Origin of the sequence: Pseudomonas sp. LG1E9, assembly GCF_003290225.1 — a bacterium.
Classification (GTDB): Bacteria; Pseudomonadota; Gammaproteobacteria; order Pseudomonadales; family Pseudomonadaceae; genus Aquipseudomonas; species Aquipseudomonas cyclaminis.
In genome coordinates, this window is the sequence record NZ_CP029983.1 from 1,764,699 (window position 1) to 1,784,317 (window position 19,619).

At 61.4% G+C, this 19,619-nt stretch carries 18 protein-coding genes and 1 other RNA gene; 15 read left to right on the plus strand and 4 right to left on the minus strand.

Features of this window, described 5'->3' with window-relative positions:
- Positions 1-30: 30 nt before the first annotated feature.
- The 4 genes from DNK50_RS08290 to DNK50_RS08305 all read right to left on the minus strand — a co-directional run bounded on the left by DNK50_RS08290 (position 31) and on the right by DNK50_RS08305 (position 3,477).
- Positions 31-612, minus strand: coding sequence for a BON domain-containing protein (locus DNK50_RS08290; protein WP_032886311.1), 582 nt, complete (start codon positions 610-612; stop codon positions 31-33).
- Positions 609-1,202 carry a phosphoheptose isomerase gene (locus DNK50_RS08295; RefSeq protein WP_007904374.1) on the minus strand — a complete coding sequence of 198 codons (594 nt, stop codon included), beginning with the start codon at positions 1,200-1,202 and terminating at the stop codon, positions 609-611. Before DNK50_RS08295 ends, DNK50_RS08290 begins: the two co-directional genes overlap by 4 nt.
- Positions 1,203-1,294: 92 nt before the next feature.
- On the minus strand, positions 1,295-1,666 hold the full coding sequence (locus DNK50_RS08300; protein WP_099584908.1) for a YraN family protein: 372 nt from the start codon (positions 1,664-1,666) through the stop codon (positions 1,295-1,297).
- On the minus strand, positions 1,666-3,477 hold the full coding sequence (locus tag DNK50_RS08305) for a penicillin-binding protein activator (RefSeq protein ID WP_112193521.1): 1,812 nt from the start codon (positions 3,475-3,477) through the stop codon (positions 1,666-1,668). Before DNK50_RS08305 ends, DNK50_RS08300 begins: the two co-directional genes overlap by 1 nt.
- A 187-nt stretch (positions 3,478-3,664) precedes the next feature.
- On the opposite strand from DNK50_RS08305, the gene rsmI reads away from it, so the two are divergent.
- The 15 genes from rsmI (at position 3,665) to DNK50_RS08380 (ending at position 19,612) form a co-directional block, all read left to right on the plus strand.
- The gene (rsmI, locus tag DNK50_RS08310) at positions 3,665-4,570 is read left to right on the plus strand and encodes a 16S rRNA (cytidine(1402)-2'-O)-methyltransferase (RefSeq protein WP_160385005.1); all 906 of its coding nucleotides are present in this window, start codon (positions 3,665-3,667) and stop codon (positions 4,568-4,570) included.
- 96 nt (positions 4,571-4,666) lie between these two features.
- An RNA gene (rnpB, locus tag DNK50_RS08315) (RNase P RNA component class A) lies at positions 4,667-5,020 on the plus strand.
- Positions 5,021-5,374: 354 nt separating this feature from the next.
- Entirely contained in the window at positions 5,375-5,830 is a 456-nt protein-coding gene (mraZ, locus tag DNK50_RS08320; protein ID WP_003171868.1) for a division/cell wall cluster transcriptional repressor MraZ, read from the plus strand.
- Entirely contained in the window at positions 5,827-6,774 is a 948-nt protein-coding gene (gene rsmH / locus DNK50_RS08325) for a 16S rRNA (cytosine(1402)-N(4))-methyltransferase RsmH (RefSeq protein ID WP_162633365.1), read from the plus strand. The genes mraZ and rsmH overlap by 4 nt, the downstream gene beginning before the upstream one ends.
- Positions 6,771-7,064 carry a cell division protein FtsL gene (gene ftsL, locus DNK50_RS08330; RefSeq protein ID WP_076951227.1) on the plus strand — a complete coding sequence of 98 codons (294 nt, stop codon included), beginning with the start codon at positions 6,771-6,773 and terminating at the stop codon, positions 7,062-7,064. Before rsmH ends, ftsL begins: the two co-directional genes overlap by 4 nt.
- Positions 7,064-8,806 (plus strand): penicillin-binding protein 2, encoded by a 1,743-nt coding sequence (locus DNK50_RS08335; RefSeq protein ID WP_164673122.1) that lies wholly within the window; start codon positions 7,064-7,066, stop codon positions 8,804-8,806. Before ftsL ends, DNK50_RS08335 begins: the two co-directional genes overlap by 1 nt.
- Entirely contained in the window at positions 8,806-10,269 is a 1,464-nt protein-coding gene (locus tag DNK50_RS08340; protein WP_099584910.1) for a UDP-N-acetylmuramoyl-L-alanyl-D-glutamate--2,6-diaminopimelate ligase, read from the plus strand. Before DNK50_RS08335 ends, DNK50_RS08340 begins: the two co-directional genes overlap by 1 nt.
- Positions 10,262-11,632, plus strand: coding sequence for a UDP-N-acetylmuramoyl-tripeptide--D-alanyl-D-alanine ligase (gene murF / locus DNK50_RS08345; RefSeq protein ID WP_112193523.1), 1,371 nt, complete (start codon positions 10,262-10,264; stop codon positions 11,630-11,632). Before DNK50_RS08340 ends, murF begins: the two co-directional genes overlap by 8 nt.
- Positions 11,632-12,714, plus strand: coding sequence for a phospho-N-acetylmuramoyl-pentapeptide-transferase (gene mraY, locus DNK50_RS08350; RefSeq protein ID WP_078740796.1), 1,083 nt, complete (start codon positions 11,632-11,634; stop codon positions 12,712-12,714). The genes murF and mraY overlap by 1 nt, the downstream gene beginning before the upstream one ends.
- 6 nt (positions 12,715-12,720) lie before the next feature.
- The gene (gene murD / locus DNK50_RS08355; protein WP_112193525.1) at positions 12,721-14,067 is read left to right on the plus strand and encodes a UDP-N-acetylmuramoyl-L-alanine--D-glutamate ligase; all 1,347 of its coding nucleotides are present in this window, start codon (positions 12,721-12,723) and stop codon (positions 14,065-14,067) included.
- Positions 14,064-15,287, plus strand: a complete 1,224-nt coding sequence (gene ftsW / locus DNK50_RS08360; protein WP_065924256.1) for a putative lipid II flippase FtsW — start codon at positions 14,064-14,066, stop codon at positions 15,285-15,287. Before murD ends, ftsW begins: the two co-directional genes overlap by 4 nt.
- Positions 15,277-16,347 carry an undecaprenyldiphospho-muramoylpentapeptide beta-N-acetylglucosaminyltransferase gene (gene murG, locus DNK50_RS08365; RefSeq protein WP_112193527.1) on the plus strand — a complete coding sequence of 357 codons (1,071 nt, stop codon included), beginning with the start codon at positions 15,277-15,279 and terminating at the stop codon, positions 16,345-16,347. The genes ftsW and murG overlap by 11 nt, the downstream gene beginning before the upstream one ends.
- Positions 16,340-17,785, plus strand: a complete 1,446-nt coding sequence (murC, locus tag DNK50_RS08370; RefSeq protein WP_099584914.1) for a UDP-N-acetylmuramate--L-alanine ligase — start codon at positions 16,340-16,342, stop codon at positions 17,783-17,785. Before murG ends, murC begins: the two co-directional genes overlap by 8 nt.
- Positions 17,782-18,738: a D-alanine--D-alanine ligase gene (locus DNK50_RS08375; protein WP_112193528.1), complete on the plus strand. Its 957-nt coding sequence runs from the start codon at positions 17,782-17,784 to the stop codon at positions 18,736-18,738. The genes murC and DNK50_RS08375 overlap by 4 nt, the downstream gene beginning before the upstream one ends.
- A 4-nt stretch (positions 18,739-18,742) precedes the next feature.
- Positions 18,743-19,612: a cell division protein FtsQ/DivIB gene (locus DNK50_RS08380; RefSeq protein ID WP_099584916.1), complete on the plus strand. Its 870-nt coding sequence runs from the start codon at positions 18,743-18,745 to the stop codon at positions 19,610-19,612.
- Positions 19,613-19,619: the final 7 nt, after the last annotated feature.

Consider the following 19,619-nt stretch of genomic DNA (forward strand, 5'->3'; position numbering starts at 1 on the left):
CGGCGCCCTTTTTTGTGCCTGTCGGTTACATCAGTCGATGTATTCGAACACCTTCACGATTTTCTGCACGCCGGATACACCCTGTACCAGGTTGGAGGCTCGGGTGGCTTCTGCCTGTGTCAGCAAGCCCATCAGGTACACGATGCCGTTGTCTGTCACGACCTTGATCCGCGAGCCAGGGATCGCGTTGTCGGTCAGCATCTGTGCCTTGATCTTGGTGGTCAGCAGCGCGTCGTTGCTGATGGCCAGCAGGGTGATAGGGTCCATGACCTGCAATTCGTTGTGGACCTTCTTGACGCGCTGAACCGAGGCGGCTGCTTGTTCTGCTTGAGCCTTGAGATCGGCCCGCGGGGTTTGACCGGCGAGCAGTACGACACCGTTGAAGCTGGTGACGACGATGCGCGACGCACCGTTGCCCAGATCCGTGGCGGCTTTGGCGACGTTGACTTCCACCTTGGTTTCGATCAACGAGTCGTCGATCTTGCTGCCGAAGGTGCGGGTGCCCTTGTCATCCTGAATAGGGGTGTCACGTGTTGCAGTGATCGCCGTGCTGCAGCCGCTGATGCCGAGGCACAGCGTAATGGCCAAGAGGCCGAGGCGGTTAACGGTCATTCTTCACTCCCAAACAGTTGGCTGTCGATCAGATCGCACAGGCAGTGGATCGCCAGCAGGTGGACTTCCTGAATACGTGCGGTGACATTGGCCGGGACGCGAATTTCAACATCTTCGGGCAGCAGCAGCGAGGCCATGCCGCCGCCATCGCGTCCGGTCAATGCTACGACAATCATTTCGCGATCATGTGCGGCCTGGATCGCTTGAATAATATTCGCCGAGTTGCCGCTGGTGGAAATCGCCAGCAGGACATCGCCCGGTTGGCCCAGGGCGCGGATCTGCTTGGAGAAGATTTCGTTGTAGCTGTAGTCGTTAGCAATCGAGGTGATCGTCGACGAATCGGTCGTCAAGGCGATAGCCGGCAGGCTCGGACGCTCACGCTCGAAGCGGTTGAGCAGCTCGGACGAGAAATGCTGGGCATCGCCAGCCGAACCGCCGTTGCCGCACGAAAGCATTTTGCCCTCGTTTAGCAAGGCATTGACCATGACCTGACTGGCTTGCTCGATGTGCGGTGCAAGTACGTCCATCGCCTGTTGCTTGGTGTCGATGCTGGCCTGGAAAAGCTGGCGAATTCGGGATTGCATGTCCATCTGTGTGACCTTAAGTAGCGCGGCTGTTTGGCACAGGAATGTGCAGCCCGCAAAGCAAAGAGCAAAAGTGTGTGGTGAAGATGTCCGGTGAGTCAGCTGTCGAAGGCATCTTTGAGCCAGTTCAGATCAGCCTTGCCAGACGGTGTGCTTTCTATGGCAACCACGTCGAAGCGGCAGGGGGCGTCGGCCCACCGATGCTCTTTCTGCAGGAAAAACTGCGCGGCGAGTATCAGCTTCTGACGCTTGCGCCCGTCGATACTGGCGAGCGCGCCACCCCATTGTGCGTGTTTTCTGTAGCGGACTTCGACGAATACTACTGTATCGCCGTCAAGCATGACCAGATCAAGCTCGCCGCGTTTACACAACCAGTTCTGCGCCAGCAGGCGCAGACCCTGTTGCTGCAAGTGTTGCAGAGCTTGAAGTTCGGCATCCTTGCCGCATTGCGCGCTGGTCCGCTCGGGCATCAGCGCGGTGTGTCCGGCAGGCGTTGGACCTCGCCACCGACGAACTTGGCCCAAGGCATCTGGCGATCGACGCGCTGGTTGGCGCTGATACCCAGGTTGCCCGAAAGACCGTCAACCCGTGTATCTGGCAGCGCCTTGAGCTGGCCCAGGCGTGGTGCGAGGCGGTAGGCGTCGACGCCCATTGCATACAGGCGACCAAGGCTGCCATTGGCTTGCGGCCATTGTGCAGCAACCTGGTTACGCAGCGGATCGGTGGTGTTGAGCAGCCAAGGTGTTTCGCAGAACATGACGTTGGTCATGTCCAGATACTGGTTGCGGTCACCGCTGGCGCTGAACACGTGGGACGTTGCGTAGACCGGCACATCGCCGGCGTACTGGAAGTTCAGGGTCGGCTTGATCTGCTGGGCCAACTGCGGGGTGACGGCCAGGAAGATGAACTCGATGTCCTGGCGACGCGACGGTTGTGCCGCTACGTCGGTGCCCACGGTACTTTGCAGGCTCTTGGCGCGGCCTTCGCTTTTACGCAGTTGGAACAGATCGGCAATCTGCTGGGCCAGGGCGACCGGCTGGTCGACATACTCGACACCCATAACGGTGCCGCCATTGGCTTCCCAGTCCTGGCGGAACGCCTTGTAGACGCGCTCACCCCATTCGCCACGCGGCACCATCGCGGCTGCGCGATGCAGGCCGTCGGCACGGGCACGGCGCGACACTTCGCGGGCTTCGTCTTCAGCGGCCAGCCCGAACTGGAACAATTGCGCGGGGCCTTGATCGGTTTCGCTGTAGTTCAGCGCCAGGGTGGTGATCGGCAGTTGCGGGCGCGCACTGAGCTGTTTGACCAGCGGCTTCTCCAGTGGGCCGACAACCAATTGCACGCCGGCGGCCTGGGCCTTGGCGTAGAAGTCGTCGATGGAGGTCAGGCGCGAGCTGTCATAGAACTCGATCACCGGCGGCTTCTGGCCGGCTTGTTCAGCCTGGTAGTGAGCCGCCATGAAGCCTTCACGCAACGCCTTGCCGACGGAGGCCAGCGGGCCTTCTTGTGGCAGCAGCAGGGCGATCTTGTTCAGGGGTTGGCTCGCCAGTTCCTTGAGTTTGGTCAGCGGCGTAGGCAGCTGCACGGCGGCCGGGTGGCCCGGATTCTGCGCACGCCAGGTGTCGATAGCCGCCTGTTGTTGCTCCAGCGTACCGGCGCCCTTGACCGCCTGGGCCAGGGTGATCCAGCCGTCCAGGATCGGGGTGCCGCTGGCTTGCAGCTGTTCGGCCGGCAGTGCGGCAATCAGCGTCCAGATGGCTTCGTGATTACTGTTGGCGGCCTCGCCAGTCAGCAGTGGCGCCATCGCGACCCTCTCGCGGGCAGCGGCGAGGGTCTGGCCATCGGCTTCGTAAGCGCGGGCATGCACGGTACCGGTGCGGATCTGCTGTTCGGTCGGCAGATCCTTCAGGCTTTGCAGGCTTGGGTGGTTCAAGGCCGTCAGCGCGGCTTTGGGCTGGTTGCGCGCCATGGCCAGTTCGGCGGCCAGTGTGCTGGCAAATACTTGTGCGGCTGGCTTGAGGGTATCCAGGGGCACTTGTGCAAGAATCTGCGATGAGCGGCCGGGATTGTTCTGTTTGTAGGCCATGTCTGCCGCACTCAGGCGCAGCAATGCGGCCTTTTCTGGCGTCTTGGCGGTGGTGGCCTGTTCGAGCAGTTGCTCGATACTGGCATCCGGGGTCCGTGGAAGTTCGCCAAGGCTGGACGAGGGCGAGCTGGCGCAAGCCGCCAGTAAGGCAGCGAGGCAGAGGGCGGAGAGCAGCCGCAGGCAAGCGATCATGTAAGTGTTCCTGATACCGATCAAATTAGCGTGGAATTGTACCCAAGCACTGGCCCAGGCGCGATGTTACTGGCGTGAAACCGTCGATTTAGGTCGTGCAAATGTTGCTATTGGGCTGCCGTTGGCAATCGGCGGCTGAAAAGGCGTCGGCCGTGATGGCATATTTTCAAGGCGTCTACGCGCTACAATGTGGCTTTTGCCAACCATCGAGGTGTGCGTTTTGACTGCTCCAGGTCCTTTGAATTCCACTGCAGGCTCGCTTTTTGTCGTGGCGACGCCCATTGGCAACCTGGACGACATCAGTGCCCGGGCGCTGAAAGTGTTGCGCGAGGTTAAATTGATCGCGGCGGAAGACACGCGGCACTCCCAACGGTTGATGCAGCATTTTGGTATCAGCACGCCATTAGCCGCGTGCCACGAGCATAACGAACGCGAAGAAGGCAGCCGCTTTATCGTACGCCTGCTGGCCGGTGACGATGTGGCGCTGATCTCCGACGCGGGCACGCCGCTGATTTCCGATCCGGGTTACCACTTGGTTCGCCAAGCGCGGGCCGCTGGTATCAATGTAGTGCCTGTTCCGGGGGCGTGCGCGCTGATTGCTGCATTGTCGGCGGCAGGCCTGCCTTCGGACCGCTTCATCTTCGAGGGTTTCCTGCCGGCCAAGGCTGTGGGGCGGCGTGCGCGCCTTGAGGCGGTAAAGGAAGAGCCACGGACCCTGATCTTCTACGAAGCGCCGCACCGCATCCTTGAATGTCTGCAGGATATGGAATTGGTGTTTGGCGGCGCGCGCCTGGCATTGCTGGCCCGTGAACTGACCAAAACCTTCGAAACCCTCAAGGGGCTGCCGCTGGAGGAACTGCGCGCGTTTGTCGAAGGTGACAGCAATCAGCAGCGCGGCGAGTGTGTGGTGCTGGTGGCGGGCTGGACGGCGCCGGAAGCCGAAGATGCAGTCGGCAGCGAGGCCATGCGTATCCTGGACCTGCTGCTCAAGGAAATGCCCCTCAAGCGTGCCGCAGCCTTGGCGGCGGAAATCACCGGCTTACGTAAGAACGTGTTGTATCAAGTCGCGCTGGATAAACAAAAAGCTGAATAGTTCCGGGGTTATAGCTGTATCTCGTCTGAACGTGATGGCGATGCTGCATTTTTAGTACTTGTCCTGAGGCCGCCGTGCCGTTAACCTGCGCGGCGGAGAGTCGATTGGACAGTCGCTGCCCTCTATGAAAATTAGGGGGGGGAGGAAAGTCCGGGCTCCATAGGGCGAAGTGCCAGGTAATGCCTGGGAGGCGTGAGCCTACGGAAAGTGCCACAGAAAATAACCGCCTAAGCACTTCGGTGCCGGTAAGGGTGAAAAGGTGCGGTAAGAGCGCACCGCACGACTGGCAACAGTTCGTGGCTAGGTAAACCCCACTTGGAGCAAGACCAAATAGGGTCCCAAGGCGTGGCCCGCGCTGGGACCGGGTAGGTTGCTAAAGGTGTCCAGTGATGGCCATCGTAGACGAATGACTGTTCAAGACAGAACCCGGCTTACAGATCGACTCTCCACCTTTTTCCCTCTGCCTGAATCTCAGGCAGAAACTCGGTAGTAGCGCAAGAATCCCTCCCTGCCAAATCATTGGCAGATGCATCTTCGTAATACCAAAAAAATCTTACTCTTAATAAATTACTTTAACTTTAAGTCGTAGCTCTTTGAGCTATTTGACCTTGCTGGGTCAAAAACACCGTCGAACTCTGGTTTCTCCTGCTTTTACGCTCCTAAATCTCCGTTCTGTAAGGCTTTTCCTTGAATCCGCGCCTTGACGGTGTGGTGGGCGCATTCCTATAGTGTGCGCAAGTGGCGGAAAGTGGCACAAAGTGGGTTTTTTGAACGTAAAACGCTAAAATTTGGAGAAACGCATCTGTGTTTCGCGGAGCTAACGCTATCAGTCTCGATGCAAAAGGCCGTCTCGCTATGCCGAGCCGGTATCGTGACGAGCTGATTTCGCGAAGTTCCGGGCAGTTAATCATCACGATCGATGCCGTTGACCCTTGTTTATGCGTTTACCCCCTCGATGAGTGGGAGTTGATCGAAACCAAATTGCGCGCCCTGCCTTCATTGCGTGAAGAAAACCGCCGCCTGCAGCGTTTGCTGATCGGTAATGCCGTCGACCTTGAACTCGATGGCAGCGGTCGTTTCCTGGTGCCCCCGCGTCTGCGCGAGTACGCCAAGCTGGACAAGCGCGCAATGCTGGTCGGCCAACTGAACAAGTTCCAATTGTGGGACGAAGATGCCTGGGATGCTGTTTCTGCAGCTGACCTGGCTGCTATTCAACAACCGGGCGCTATGCCTGATGAACTGCGTGATTTGATCCTGTGACTATTGATAGCGGCTTTAACCACATCACCGTACTGCTTGACGAAGCCGTTGAGGCTCTCGCCGTACGCGCGGATGGCTGCTATTTGGATGGCACCTTCGGCAGGGGCGGGCACAGTCGGTTGATACTCAGCCAGCTCGGGTCCGACGGTAAGCTCCTCGGGTTCGACAAAGACCCCCAAGCGATTGCCACCGGGCAAGCGCTAGCGGCCGAAGACGGCCGCTTTGTCGTTGTGCAGCGCAGCTTTGCCGAGCTGGGTGCCGAAGTGACTGAGCGCGGCATGGCGGGCAAGGTGGCCGGGGTTTTGCTCGACCTGGGCGTGTCTTCGCCACAGCTCGACGACCCGGAGCGCGGCTTCAGTTTCATGAACGACGGCCCCCTCGACATGCGCATGGACCCTACCCGTGGCATCAGCGCGGCACAGTTCATCGCCACCGCTCCCCATGAAGAAATCACCCGCGTATTCAAGGAATACGGTGAAGAGCGCTTCGCCGGTCGCATGGCCCGTGCCGTGGTCGAGCGCCGCGAGATCCAGCCGTTCGAGCGCACTGCCGACCTGGCCGAAGTGCTGAAAGTCGCCAACCCTGCCTGGGAAAAGGGCAAGAACCCGGCGACCCGTGCGTTCCAGGGTCTGCGTATTCACGTCAATAACGAATTGGGCGATCTGGAAGCAGGCCTCGAAGCCGCTCTGGACGCGTTGGAAGTCGGCGGTCGCCTGGTGGTGATCAGCTTCCACTCCTTGGAAGACCGCATCGTCAAATTGTTCATGCGTCGCCTGGTCAAGGGTGAGTCCGACAACCTGCCGCGCAACCTGCCGGTGCGTTTCGAGGCCTTTGTGCCGAAAATCAAAATCCATGGCAAAGCGCAGTTCGCTTCCGAAGCGGAACTCAAGGCCAACCCACGCTCCCGTAGCGCCGTCATGCGCGTCGCGGAGAAGCTGCGGTGAGCAAGCTTTTCGCCAAGCCCCTGCCGGGCGGCAGCTTCTTCATGATGCTGCTGTACGTCGGCGTGCTGGTGTCCGCGATTGCGGTGTCCTACAGCGCGCACTACAACCGCCAATTGCTCAATACCCTCTATGGGGAATTGAGCGTGCGCGACAAAGCGCAGGCGGAGTGGGGCCGGTTGATCCTGGAGCAAAGCACCTGGACGGCCCATAGCCGTATCGAAGTGCTGGCGACCGAACAACTGAAAATGCACATCCCGGGCGCGGCCGACGTCCGCATGGTGGCGCCATGATGAAGCTCGAAGGCGCACTCTACCCATGGCGCTTCCGCCTGATGCTCGGCTTGCTGGCATTGATGGTGGGTGCGATTGCCTGGCGGATCATTGACCTGCAGGTGGTTGACCGCGACTTCCTGATCGGCCAGGGCGATGCCCGTAGCCTGCGTCATATCCCGATTCCTGCGCACCGCGGTCTGATCACTGACCGTAACGGCGAGCCTCTGGCCGTCAGTACGCCGGTGACTACCCTGTGGGCCAACGCCAAGGAATTGCAGGTGGCCAAGGACAAGTGGCCACAACTGGCTGCCGCCTTGGGCCAGGACCCAAAGGCCCTGGCTGAGCGTCTTGAAGCCCAGGCCAACAAAGAATTCATCTACCTCGTTCGCGGCCTCACCCCCGAACAAGGCCAGCAAGTGCTCGACCTTAAAGTCCCCGGTGTCTACGGCATCGAGGAGTTCCGTCGTTTCTATCCGGCCGGTGAAACCACTGCCCATATGGTCGGCTTTACCGACATCGATGACCACGGTCGCGAAGGCGTCGAGCTGGCCTACGATGAGTGGCTGGCCGGGGTTCCCGGCAAACGACAAGTCATCAAGGATCGGCGCGGCAGACTGATCAAGGATGTCCAAGTCACCAAAAACGCCAAGGCCGGCAAGCCCTTGGCGTTGTCGATTGACCTGCGTCTGCAATACCTGGCCAACCGCGAGCTGCGTAACGCGATCATCGAGAACGGCGCCAAGGCCGGCAGCCTGGTGATCATGGACGTGAAGACCGGCGAGATCCTGGCCATGGTCAACCAGCCGACCTACAACCCGAACAACCGTCGCAACCTGCAACCGGCGATGATGCGCAACCGCGCCATGATCGACGTGTTCGAGCCGGGTTCGACCATGAAAGCCATCTCCATGAGTGCCGCCCTGGAAACCGGACGCTGGAAGCCCAGCGACAAGGTCGAGGTGTACCCCGGCACGTTGCAGTTGGGCAAATACACCATTCGTGACGTATCGCGCACCGAAGGTCCAGTGCTGGATTTGACAGGCATCCTGATCAACTCCAGTAACGTCGGCATGAGTAAGGTCGCCTTCGATATCGGCGGCGAAACCATCTACCACCTGGCGCAAAAAATCGGCCTGGGCCAACCCACCGGCCTGGACTTCCCCGGTGAGCGCGTCGGCAACCTGCCGAACTACCGCGACTGGAAAAAGGCCGAGACCGCCACGCTTTCCTATGGTTACGGTCTGTCGGTAACCGCTATCCAACTGGCTCACGCCTTCTCCGTACTGGCCAACAATGGCCGCATGGTGCCGCTGAGCCTGATCCACGTTGACGAAGCGCCAAAAGCCACGCAGGTCATCCCGGAAAATGTCGCCAAGACCATGCAAGGCATGCTGCAACAAGTGATCGAAGCGCCACGTGGCGTATTCCGTGCCCAGGTGCCGGCTTATCACGTAGCAGGCAAGTCCGGTACCGCACGTAAGACGTCGGTGGGGACCAAGGGCTATGCCGAAAACTCCTACCGTTCGCTGTTCGCCGGCTTCGGCCCGATGAGCGACCCACGCTACGCGATTGTTGTGGTGATCGACGAGCCGAGCAAAGCCGGTTACTTCGGTGGCCTGGTTTCGGCGCCTGTGTTCAGCAAAGTGATGTCCGGCACCCTGCGCCTGATGAACATCACGCCGGACAACCTGCCGCCGACCCAACAAGCGAACGCCGGACCACCGGCCGCTGCAGTCAAAGCCAATGGAGGGCGCGGCTGATGTCTCTTAGCCTGAACAAGATTTTCGCCCATGCCGGCCGCGATCTGCTGATTCGCGAGTTGACTCTGGACAGCCGTAATGTGCGCGCTGGTGACCTGTTCCTGGCGGTGCCGGGCGGCAAGGTCGATGGCCGTGCGCATATAGCCGACGCCTTGCAGCGCGGTGCAGCCGCCGTGGCTTATGAAGTGGAAGGCGCCACCGTGCTGCCGATCACCGACGTGCCGCTGATCCCGGTCAAAGGTCTGGCCAAGCAATTGTCGGACATCGCCGGGCGCTTCTATGGTGACCCGAGTCGTCACCTCAATCTGGTGGGCGTGACTGGCACCAACGGCAAAACCAGCGTGACCCAGCTGGTTGCCCAGGCGCTTGACCTGCTCGGCCAGCACTGCGGCATCGTGGGTACCTTGGGCACCGGGTTTTATGGCGCGCTGCAAAGCGGCCTGCATACCACGCCGAATCCTATCGCCGTGCAAGCGACCCTGGCCGACCTGAAAAAGGCCGGTGCCAAGGCGGTTGCCATGGAAGTCTCGTCCCACGGCCTCGACCAGGGCCGCGTGACTGCACTGGCTTTTGACGTGGCAGTGATGACCAACCTGTCCCGTGACCACCTGGACTACCACGGCACCATGGAGGCGTACGCCGCCGCCAAGGCCAAGTTGTTCGCCTGGAGTGACTTGAAGTGCCGGGTCGTGAACCTTGACGATGAGTTCGGTCGCCAATTGGCTGCCCAGGACAGCGAATCGCGTTTGATCAGCTACAGCCTGCTGGACGCCAGTGCATACCTGTACTGCCGCGAAGCCCAATTCAATGACGAAGGCGTGCGCGCCACGCTGGTAACGCCCCAGGGCGAACACCACCTGCGCAGCACGTTGCTCGGGCGTTTCAACCTGAGCAACGTCCTCGCCGCCATCGGCGCGTTGCTTGGCCTGGATTACGCCCTGGACGAGATCCTCAAGGTGCTACCGAAGCTGGAAGGTCCGGCCGGTCGCATGCAACGCCTGGGTGGCGGCACGCAGCCGCTGGTGGTGGTTGATTACGCCCATACCCCGGATGCCCTGGAAAAAGTCCTCGAAGCCCTGCGCCCTCACGCCAAAGGCAAGTTGCTGTGCCTGTTCGGTTGCGGCGGTGATCGTGATCGCGGCAAGCGTCCGCTGATGGCCGAGATTGTCGAGCGCTTGGCCGACGGCGTGCTGGTCACTGATGACAACCCGCGCAGCGAAAGCCCGAGCCAGATTTTCGACGATATCCGCGCAGGCTTCAAAGACGTCTCCAAGGCGACGTTCGTTGCTGGTCGCGGTGCGGCCATCGCGCAATTGATCGCCGGCGCCAGCGCTGACGACGTGGTCGTACTGGCCGGCAAAGGTCACGAGGACTACCAGGAAATCAACGGCGAGCGCCATGCCTTCTCCGATCTGGTCGAGGCCGATCATGCCTTGACCGCTTGGGAGGTTGCCCATGCTTAAGGTGATGACATTCGGTGAACTGACCCAGGCCCTGTCGGCCCGCGTGCTGTCGAGCGATTGCCGCTTCGATGGCGTGAGCATCGATAGCCGGGCGATCAAGCCGGGGCAACTGTTCGTCGCCTTGGCCGGCCCACGCTTTGACGGTCACGATTACCTGAACGACGTCGCTGCCAAAGGTGCCGTGGGTGCCTTGGTGCAGCGCGAAGTCGCAGACTCCACCTTGCCGCAACTGCTGGTCGCCGATACCCGGCTGGCCCTTGGCCAATTGGGTGCGCTCAACCGTGCAGCGTTCGATAAGCCTGTCGCCGCCGTCACTGGCTCCAGCGGCAAGACCACGGTCAAGGAACTGCTCGCCGGTGTACTGCGCACACGCGGCCCGGTACTTGCGACCCGTGGCAACCTGAACAATGATTTCGGCGCCCCGCTGACCCTGCTCGAACTGGCCCCGGAACACACGGCGGCGGTGATAGAACTGGGGGCTTCGCGCGTCGGCGAAATCGCCTATACCGTGGCGCTGACCAAGCCCCACGTTGCGATCATCAACAATGCCGGCACCGCCCATGTGGGTGAGTTCGGCGGTCCGGAAAAAATCGTCGAAGCCAAGGGCGAAATCCTTGAAGGCCTCGACGCTTCGGGCACCGCCGTATTGAACCTCGACGACAAGGCTTTCGCGACCTGGCGTGCACGCGCTGCCGGTCGCAAGGTGCTGACGTTCGCCGTATTGAATGCCGCCGCAGACTTCCATGCCTCCAAGATCACGGTGGATGCCCGTGGCTGCCCAGCCTTCACCTTGCACACCCCGCAAGGTAACGAGCACGTGCAGTTGAATCTGCTGGGCAACCATAACGTCGCCAACGCCTTGGCCGCCGCCGCTGCCGCCCATGCCCTGGGTGTGTCGCTGTTCGGTATCGCCACGGGCCTGGGCGCGGTGCAGCCGGTCAAGGGCCGCACCGTGGCGCAACTTGCCAGCAACGGCATGCGGGTGATTGATGACACTTACAACGCCAACCCGTCCTCCATCAATGCCGCTGTGGATCTGCTCAAAGGCTTTGATGGGCGCAAAGTCCTGGTACTGGGCGATATCGGCGAGTTGGGCGATTGGGCTGAACAAGGCCATCGTGAAGTCGGCGCCTATGCCGCTGGCAAAGTGGACGCGCTCTACGCCGTTGGCACGAACATGGCCCATGCGGTCAACGCTTTCGGCCCCGGTGCGAGGCATTTCGCAACCCAGGCCGAGCTGATCCAGGCCTTGGACGCAGCAGAACAAGACAAACACACAACCATTTTGATCAAGGGATCGCGCAGCGCGGTGATGGAAAACGTCGTCGCGGCCTTGTGCGGTTCAAGTACGGAGAAACATTAATGCTGCTGCTGCTGGCTGAGTATCTGCAACAGTTCCACAAAGGCTTCGCGGTCTTTCAGTACCTGACCCTGCGCGGGATCCTGGGTGTGCTGACCGCGCTGTCTCTGTCGCTGTTTCTGGGGCCGTGGATGATCCGCACCCTGCAGAACCTGCAAATTGGTCAATCGGTACGTAATGACGGCCCGCAGTCGCACCTGTCCAAGTCCGGCACCCCGACCATGGGCGGCGCGCTGATCCTGTCGTCGATCGGTATCAGCACCCTGCTCTGGGCAGACCTGCACAACCGTTACGTCTGGACGGTGCTGCTGGTGACTTTGCTGTTCGGCGCCATCGGCTGGGTCGATGACTACCGCAAAGTGATCGAGAAAAACTCCAAAGGGCTGCCGAGCCGCTGGAAGTATTTCTGGCAGTCGGTATTCGGCCTGGGCGCGGCGATCTTCCTGTACACCACCGCGCCAAGCGCAGTGGAAACCACCCTGATCATTCCGATGCTCAAGGACGCCAGCATTCCACTGGGCATCGGCTTCGTGGTGCTGACCTACTTCGTGATCGTCGGCTCCAGCAACGCGGTGAACCTGACCGATGGCCTCGACGGCCTGGCGATCATGCCGACGGTGATGGTGGGCGGCGCGCTCGGCATCTTCTGCTACCTGTCGGGTAACGTGAAATTCGCCGAATACCTGCTGATCCCTTATGTACCGGGCGCGGGTGAATTGATTGTGTTCTGCGGCGCCTTGATCGGTGCCGGCCTGGGTTTCCTGTGGTTCAACACCTATCCGGCACAAGTCTTCATGGGCGACGTCGGCGCACTGGCGCTGGGCGCAGCCTTGGGCACCATTGCGGTGATCGTTCGCCAGGAAATCGTGTTGTTCATCATGGGCGGCGTGTTCGTGATGGAAACCCTGTCGGTGGTCATCCAGGTGGCCTCCTTCAAGTTGACCGGGCGCCGGGTGTTTCGCATGGCGCCGATTCACCACCACTTTGAACTCAAGGGCTGGCCGGAGCCACGCGTGATTGTCCGTTTCTGGATCATCACCGTGATTCTGGTACTGGTCGGCCTTGCCACCCTGAAACTGAGGTAGAAACGAGTGTCCCTGATCGCTTCAGACCACTTCCGCATCGTTGTCGGCCTCGGCAAGAGCGGCATGTCCCTGGTTCGCTTCCTGGCGAACCGGGGCACGTCGTTTGCCGTGGCCGATACGCGGGAAAATCCACCGGAGCTGGTCACGCTGCGCCGTGACTACCCGCACGTGGAAGTGCGTTGTGGCGAGCTGGATGTCGAGTTTCTGTGCCGCGCCGATGAGCTCTACGTGAGCCCCGGCCTGGCCCTGGCGACCCCGGCCCTGCAAGCGGCAGCGGCGCGTGGCGTGAAGCTGTCCGGCGATATCGACCTGTTCGCGCGTAACGCGAAGGCGCCGATCGTGGCCATCAGCGGTTCCAACGCGAAGAGCACCGTGACCACCCTGGTCGGCGAGATGGCCATTGCGGCCGGCAAGCGCGTGGCCGTGGGCGGCAACCTTGGCACGCCAGCCCTGGATTTGCTCAGCGACGACGTCGAGCTGTACGTGATGGAGCTGTCGAGCTTCCAGCTGGAAACCACTCACGACCTCGGCGCCGAAGTGGCCACTGTGCTCAACGTCAGCGAAGACCACATGGATCGCTACAGTGGCCTGCCGGCGTACCACTTGGCCAAGCACCGGATCTTCCGCGGCGCCAGGCAATTTGTGGTCAACCGCCAGGATGCCCTGAGCCGTCCGCTGATGGGCGAGGGCATGCCGTGCTGGACCTTCGGCCTGGGCAAACCCGACTTCAAGGCCTTTGGTATTCGCGAAGAGAATGGCGAGAAATACCTGGCCTTCGAATTCCAGAACCTGATGCCGGTGCGCGAGCTGAAAGTCCGTGGCGCCCATAACCAATCCAATGCCCTGGCGGCATTGGCCCTCGGCCATGCGGTTGGCCTGCCATTCGACGCCATGCTGTCGAGCCTGCGCACTTTTGGCGGCCTCGAACATCGTTGCCAGTGGGTGCGCGACCTGGACGGCGTCAGTTATTACAACGACTCCAAGGCCACCAACGTGGGTGCCGCATTGGCTGCCATCGAGGGCCTTGGCGCTGATATCGAGGGCAAGCTGGTATTGATCGCCGGTGGGGATGGCAAAGGTGCCGAGTTCAAGGATCTCAAAGCCCCCGTCGCCGCCCATTGCCGTGCCGTGGTGCTGATCGGCCGCGACGCCGACAAAATCGCCGCCGCTCTCGGTGACGCCGTCCCGCAAGTGCGCGCCACTTCCCTGGACGACGCCATTGCCCAGTGCAAAGCCCTCGCCCAGGCAGGCGATGCCGTGCTGTTGTCACCGGCGTGCGCCAGTTTCGACATGTTCAAGAACTACGAAGAGCGCGGCCAGTTGTTCGCCCGCGCCGTGGAGGGCTTGGCATGAGCATTGATTTCAGAAACATCATCAAGCCATACCCGTCGCCGATCATCACCGGGCGCGGCATCGACCTCGATTTTCCGATGCTCGCCGGTTGCCTTGCGCTGCTGGGCCTGGGCCTGGTCATGATCACCTCGGCGTCGTCCGAAGTGGCTGCCGTGCAGTCGGGCAACACCCTGTACATGATGATCCGTCACCTTGTGTACCTGATCATCGGTCTGGGTGCGTGCATCGTGACCATGATGATCCCCATCGCCACCTGGCAACGCCTGGGCTGGTTGATGCTGATCGGCGCGTTCGGCTTGCTGATCATGGTGATCCTGCCCGGCATCGGCCGCGAGGTGAACGGCTCGATGCGCTGGATCGGCTTCGGTGCGTTCAACGTGCAACCCTCGGAAATCGCCAAGGTGTTCGTGGTGATCTACCTCGCCGGTTACCTGGTGCGTCGCCAGAAGGAAGTGCGCGAAAGCTGGATGGGCTTCTTCAAGCCATTCATCGTGCTGCTGCCCATGGCCGGCCTGTTGCTGATGGAGCCCGACTTTGGCGCCACCGTCGTAATGATGGGGGCCGCAGCGGCGATGCTATTCCTCGGTGGCGTGGGCCTGTTCCGCTTCAGTTTGATGGTGGTACTGGCCGTGGCCGCCGTGACCATCCTGGTGCAGGCGCAACCCTACCGTATGGCACGTCTGATCACCTTTACCGACCCGTGGTCCGACCAGTTCGGTTCCGGTTATCAGTTGACCCAGGCGTTGATCGCCTTCGGTCGCGGTGAGTGGCTGGGCGTAGGCCTGGGCAACAGCGTGCAGAAGCAGTTCTACCTGCCGGAAGCCCACACCGACTTCGTGTTCTCGGTACTCGCCGAAGAGCTGGGTGTGGTCGGCTCGCTGTGCACCGTCGCGCTGTTCGTGTTCGTGTGTGTACGCGGCATGTACATCGGCTTGTGGGCCGAGAAGGCCAAACAGTATTTCGCCGCCTATGTGGCGTACGGCTTGTCGTTCCTGTGGATCGGCCAGTTCCTGATCAACATCGGTGTGAACGTCGGCCTGCTGCCGACCAAGGGCCTGACCTTGCCGTTCCTCAGTTACGGCGGCAGTTCCCTGGTGATTTGCTGCGCCTGCCTGGGCTTGTTGCTGCGTATCGAGTGGGAGAGTCGAACCCACCTGGGCAGTGAAGAGATGGAGTTCAGCGAAAGCGACTTCGCCGAGGAGCCGACCCATGGGCGCTAATGTGCTGATCATGGCGGGTGGCACCGGGGGCCATGTGTTCCCGGCCCTGGCCTGTGCGCGTGAATTCCAGAACCGTGGCTACACCGTGCACTGGTTGGGAACGCCCCGTGGCATCGAAAACGAACTGGTACCGGGTGCCGGCTTGCCGTTGCATCTGATCAACGTCACCGGCTTGCGTGGCAAGGGCAAGTTGTCCCTGCTCAAGGCGCCGTTCGTGTTGCTCAAGGCGGTGTGGCAGGCGCGCAAGGTCATTCGTGAATTGCAGCCGGTGTGTGTGCTTGGGTTTGGCGGTTATGTGACGGGCCCTGGCGGCGTCGCGGCCAGGCTCGCCGGCGTGCCGGTGATCGTGCACGAGCAGAACGCCGTCGCCGGTACCGCCAACCGCCTGCTGGTGCCGTTGGCGGCGCGGGTGTGTGAAGCTTTTCCCAACACCTTCAGCGCGTCGGATAAACGCCGTACCACCGGCAACCCGGTGCGTACCGAGCTGTTTATGGATATCGCCCGCAATGCACTGGCAGGGCGCAAGGCGCACCTGCTGATCCTCGGTGGAAGCCTGGGCGCGGAGCCGTTGAACAAATTGCTGCCGGAAGCGGTGGCGCAACTCCCTGTGGAATTGCGCCCGGAGATCTTCCATCAGGCCGGCAAGAACCACGATGAAGTCACCGCCACACGTTATCGCGAGGCCGGTGTCGAGGCGAATGTACAGCCCTTCATCAAAGACATGGCCCAAGCCTATGGCTGGGCCGACCTGGTGGTCTGCCGCGCTGGTGCGCTGACCGTCAGTGAACTGGCCGCCGCCGGTCTGCCGTCCTTGCTGGTGCCTTTGCCCCACGCCATCGACGATCACCAGACCCGCAACGCCGAATATTTGGCCGGGGAGGGCGCTGCCTTCCTGCTGCCGCAAAGAACGACTGGCGCCGCCGATTTGGCCGCACGCCTGACCGAGGTTTTGATGCAACCGGAACGACTCAACAACATGGCGAGCACCGCAAGCCGCCTGGCCAAACCTGACGCAACCCGCACCGTGGTCGATATCTGCCTGGAGGTGGCCCATGGTTGAGAATCAGAAAGCCATGCCGCAACCCGAGATGCGCCGCATCCGTCGTATCCACTTCGTCGGCATCGGCGGCGTGGGCATGTGCGGCATTGCCGAAGTGCTGCTGAACCTGGGCTACCAGGTGTCCGGTTCAGACTTGAAAGAGTCGCCGGTCACCGACCGCCTGAAGTCGTTTGGCGCACAGATTTTCATCGGCCACCGCGCCGAGAACGCCGCCGAGGCCGACGTGCTCGTCGTATCCAGCGCTGTGAACACTTCCAACCCGGAAGTAGCCACCGCCCTGGAGCGCCGTATTCCTGTGGTGCCACGCGCCGAGATGCTCGCTGAGCTGATGCGCTACCGCCACGGCATTGCCGTCGCCGGTACCCATGGCAAAACCACCACCACCAGCCTGATCGCCTCGGTGTTCGCCGCCGGTGGCCTGGACCCGACGTTCGTCATCGGTGGCCGCCTGAATGCAGCGGGCACCAATGCCCAGCTCGGCACCAGCCGCTACCTGATCGCCGAAGCCGATGAAAGCGACGCGAGCTTCCTGCACTTGCAACCGCTGGTGGCCGTCGTGACCAACATCGACGAAGACCACATGGCGACCTACGACGGCGACTTCAACAAGTTGAAGAAAACCTTCGTCGAGTTCCTGCACAACCTGCCGTTCTATGGGCTGGCCGTGGTGTGCCTGGACGATCCGGTCGTGCGCGAAATCCTGCCGCTGGTCAAGCGTCCGACCGTGACCTACGGCTTCAGCGAAGACGCCGACGTGCGCGCAATCAATGTGCGCCAGGAAGGCATGCAAACCTTCTTCACCGTGCTGCGTCCCGAGCGTGAGCCGCTGGATGTGTCGGTGAACATGCCGGGCAACCACAACGTCTTGAACTCCCTGGCGACCATCTGCATCGCCTCCGATGAAGGTGTCAGCGATGAAGCCATCGTCGAAGGCCTGTCGCGCTTTGCCGGTGTGGGCCGTCGTTTCCAGGTCTACGGCCAGTTGCCGGTAGAAGGTGGCGACGTGATGCTGGTGGACGACTACGGTCACCACCCGACCGAAGTGGCGGCGGTGATCAAGGCCGTCCGCGGTGGCTGGCCGGAGCGCCGTCTGGTGATGGTCTACCAGCCGCACCGCTACAGCCGCACCCGCGACCTGTACGACGACTTCGTCAATGTATTGGCCGATGCCAACGTGCTGTTGCTGATGGAGGTGTACCCGGCCGGTGAAGAGCCGATTCCGGGCGCCGACAGCCGCAAGCTGTGCAACAGCATTCGTCAGCGTGGCCAGTTGGACCCGATCTACATCGAACGTGGTGTGGACCTGGCACCGATCGTCAAGCCGCTGCTGCGGGCCGGTGACATTTTGCTGTGCCAGGGTGCCGGTGACATTGGTGGCCTTGCCCCTAAATTGCTGGCGAGCCCGCTGTTTGCCGCCGCGAAGGGGAAGTCGAAATGATCACGAACTACGACTCCCTGTTCTCCACTATCGCGCCTGCCGATTTCGGCCGTGTGGCCGTGTTGTTCGGCGGCAAGAGCGCCGAGCGCGAAGTGTCGCTCAAGTCCGGCAATGCCGTGCTTGAAGCGCTGCAAAGCGCCGGCGTAAACGCCTTCGGTATCGACGTGGGCGATGACTTCCTCGCCCGCTTGCAGGCCGAGAAGATCGACCGTGCCTTCATCATCCTGCACGGCCGTGGCGGTGAAGACGGCAGCATGCAAGGCTTGTTGGAATGCGCTGGCATCCCTTACACCGGCAGCGGCATTCTCGCGTCGGCACTGGCGATGGACAAGTTGCGGACCAAGCAGGTGTGGCACAGCCTGGGCATTCCAACCCCGCGTCACAGTGTTCTGTGCAGCGAAGACGATTGTATTTCTGCAGCCAAGGAACTGGGCCTGCCTTTGATCGTCAAACCTGCCCATGAAGGCTCCAGTATCGGCATGGCTAAAGTGAACTCGGCCGCTGAATTGATCGACGCATGGAAAGCGGCAAGTACCTACGATTCGCAAGTGTTGGTGGAACAGTGGATCCAGGGTCCCGAGTACACCATCGCCACCCTGCGTGGCCAGGTATTGCCGCCTATCGCATTGGGCACGCCCCACACCTTTTACGACTATGACGCCAAGTACCTGGCTTCCGATACCCAGTACCGGATCCCATGTGGCCTTGATGCAAACAAAGAACAGGAATTGATGGACCTCACGGCGAAAGCCTGTGAGGCGCTGGGTATCGCCGGTTGGGCGCGGGCAGACGTGATGCAGGATGACCAGGGGAATTTCTGGTTCCTGGAAGTCAACACCGCACCGGGCATGACCGACCACAGCCTGGTACCTATGGCAGCCCGTGCGGCCGGTTTGGACTTCCAGCAGTTGGTGCTGGCGATCCTGGCCGACAGCATTGAGCCAAGAGGCTAAGGACATGAAAGGCGCATCGCTTCGTCATCAGCCCCCACAAGCACCGAGCCGCAAGCCGGTGCCACGGGGTGCCAGCCGAATGGTGGCTAAAGAGCCGATGTCGGCGCGCCTGCCGAAAGCCAACTTTGGTTTCCTCAAGGCGTTGTTCTGGCCGGTGTTGCTGGTGGTGTTGGGCTTCGGCACGTATGAGGGCGCGCAGCGGCTGTTGCCGTATGCCGACCGGCCGATCACCAAGATCAGCGTGCAGGGCGATTTGAGCTACATCAGCCAGCAAGCGGTGCAGCAGCGCATCGGCCCGTACCTGGCCGCGAGCTTCTTCACCATCGACCTGGCCGGTATGCGCGCAGAGCTGGAACAGATGCCGTGGATCGCCCACGCCGAAGTCCGCCGTGTCTGGCCGGACCAGGTGACGATCCGCCTGGAAGAACAACTGCCCGTGGCCCGCTGGGGTGAAGAGGCGCTGTTGAACAACCAGGGGCAGGCGTTCACCCCGCGTGAGTTGGCCAACTACGAGCACCTGCCGCAGTTGTTCGGGCCGCAGCGGGCGCAGCAGCAAGTCATGCAGCAGTACCAGGCCTTGAGCCAGATGCTGCGGCCGATGGGCTTCTCCATTGCACGCCTGGAACTGCGTGAACGGGGTAGCTGGTTTTTGACGACCGGGGCAGGCAGTTCCGGCCCGGGCATCCAGTTGTTGCTGGGACGCGACCGCTTGGTGGAGAAGATGCGCCGCTTCATTGCCATCTACGACAAGACCTTGAAAGAACAGATTACGAACATTGCGAGCGTCGACCTGCGTTACGCCAACGGCCTTGCCGTCGGCTGGCGTGAACCGGCTGCGCCCACGGCAGCGCAACCCGCTGTCGCGAAGAATTAAGAAGAGG

What these genes read in the sequence shown, in the direction of transcription:
- DNK50_RS08290 (WP_032886311.1), bottom strand. Translation starts at nt 612, where the DNA reads ATGACCGTTAACCGCCTCGGCCTCTTGGCCATTACGCTGTGCCTCGGC.
- rsmI (WP_160385005.1), top strand. Translation starts at nt 3,665, where the DNA reads ATGTGGCTTTTGCCAACCATCGAGGTGTGCGTTTTGACTGCTCCAGGT.
- DNK50_RS08295 (WP_007904374.1), bottom strand. Translation starts at nt 1,202, where the DNA reads ATGGACATGCAATCCCGAATTCGCCAGCTTTTCCAGGCCAGCATCGAC.
- DNK50_RS08305 (WP_112193521.1), bottom strand. Translation starts at nt 3,477, where the DNA reads ATGATCGCTTGCCTGCGGCTGCTCTCCGCCCTCTGCCTCGCTGCCTTA.
- DNK50_RS08300 (WP_099584908.1), bottom strand. Translation starts at nt 1,666, where the DNA reads ATGCCCGAGCGGACCAGCGCGCAATGCGGCAAGGATGCCGAACTTCAA.
- mraY (WP_078740796.1), top strand. Translation starts at nt 11,632, where the DNA reads ATGCTGCTGCTGCTGGCTGAGTATCTGCAACAGTTCCACAAAGGCTTC.
- DNK50_RS08335 (WP_164673122.1), top strand. Translation starts at nt 7,064, where the DNA reads ATGAAGCTCGAAGGCGCACTCTACCCATGGCGCTTCCGCCTGATGCTC.
- ftsW (WP_065924256.1), top strand. Translation starts at nt 14,064, where the DNA reads ATGAGCATTGATTTCAGAAACATCATCAAGCCATACCCGTCGCCGATC.
- murG (WP_112193527.1), top strand. Translation starts at nt 15,277, where the DNA reads ATGGGCGCTAATGTGCTGATCATGGCGGGTGGCACCGGGGGCCATGTG.
- DNK50_RS08380 (WP_099584916.1), top strand. Translation starts at nt 18,743, where the DNA reads ATGAAAGGCGCATCGCTTCGTCATCAGCCCCCACAAGCACCGAGCCGC.
- murC (WP_099584914.1), top strand. Translation starts at nt 16,340, where the DNA reads ATGGTTGAGAATCAGAAAGCCATGCCGCAACCCGAGATGCGCCGCATC.
- DNK50_RS08375 (WP_112193528.1), top strand. Translation starts at nt 17,782, where the DNA reads ATGATCACGAACTACGACTCCCTGTTCTCCACTATCGCGCCTGCCGAT.
- murF (WP_112193523.1), top strand. Translation starts at nt 10,262, where the DNA reads ATGCTTAAGGTGATGACATTCGGTGAACTGACCCAGGCCCTGTCGGCC.
- DNK50_RS08340 (WP_099584910.1), top strand. Translation starts at nt 8,806, where the DNA reads ATGTCTCTTAGCCTGAACAAGATTTTCGCCCATGCCGGCCGCGATCTG.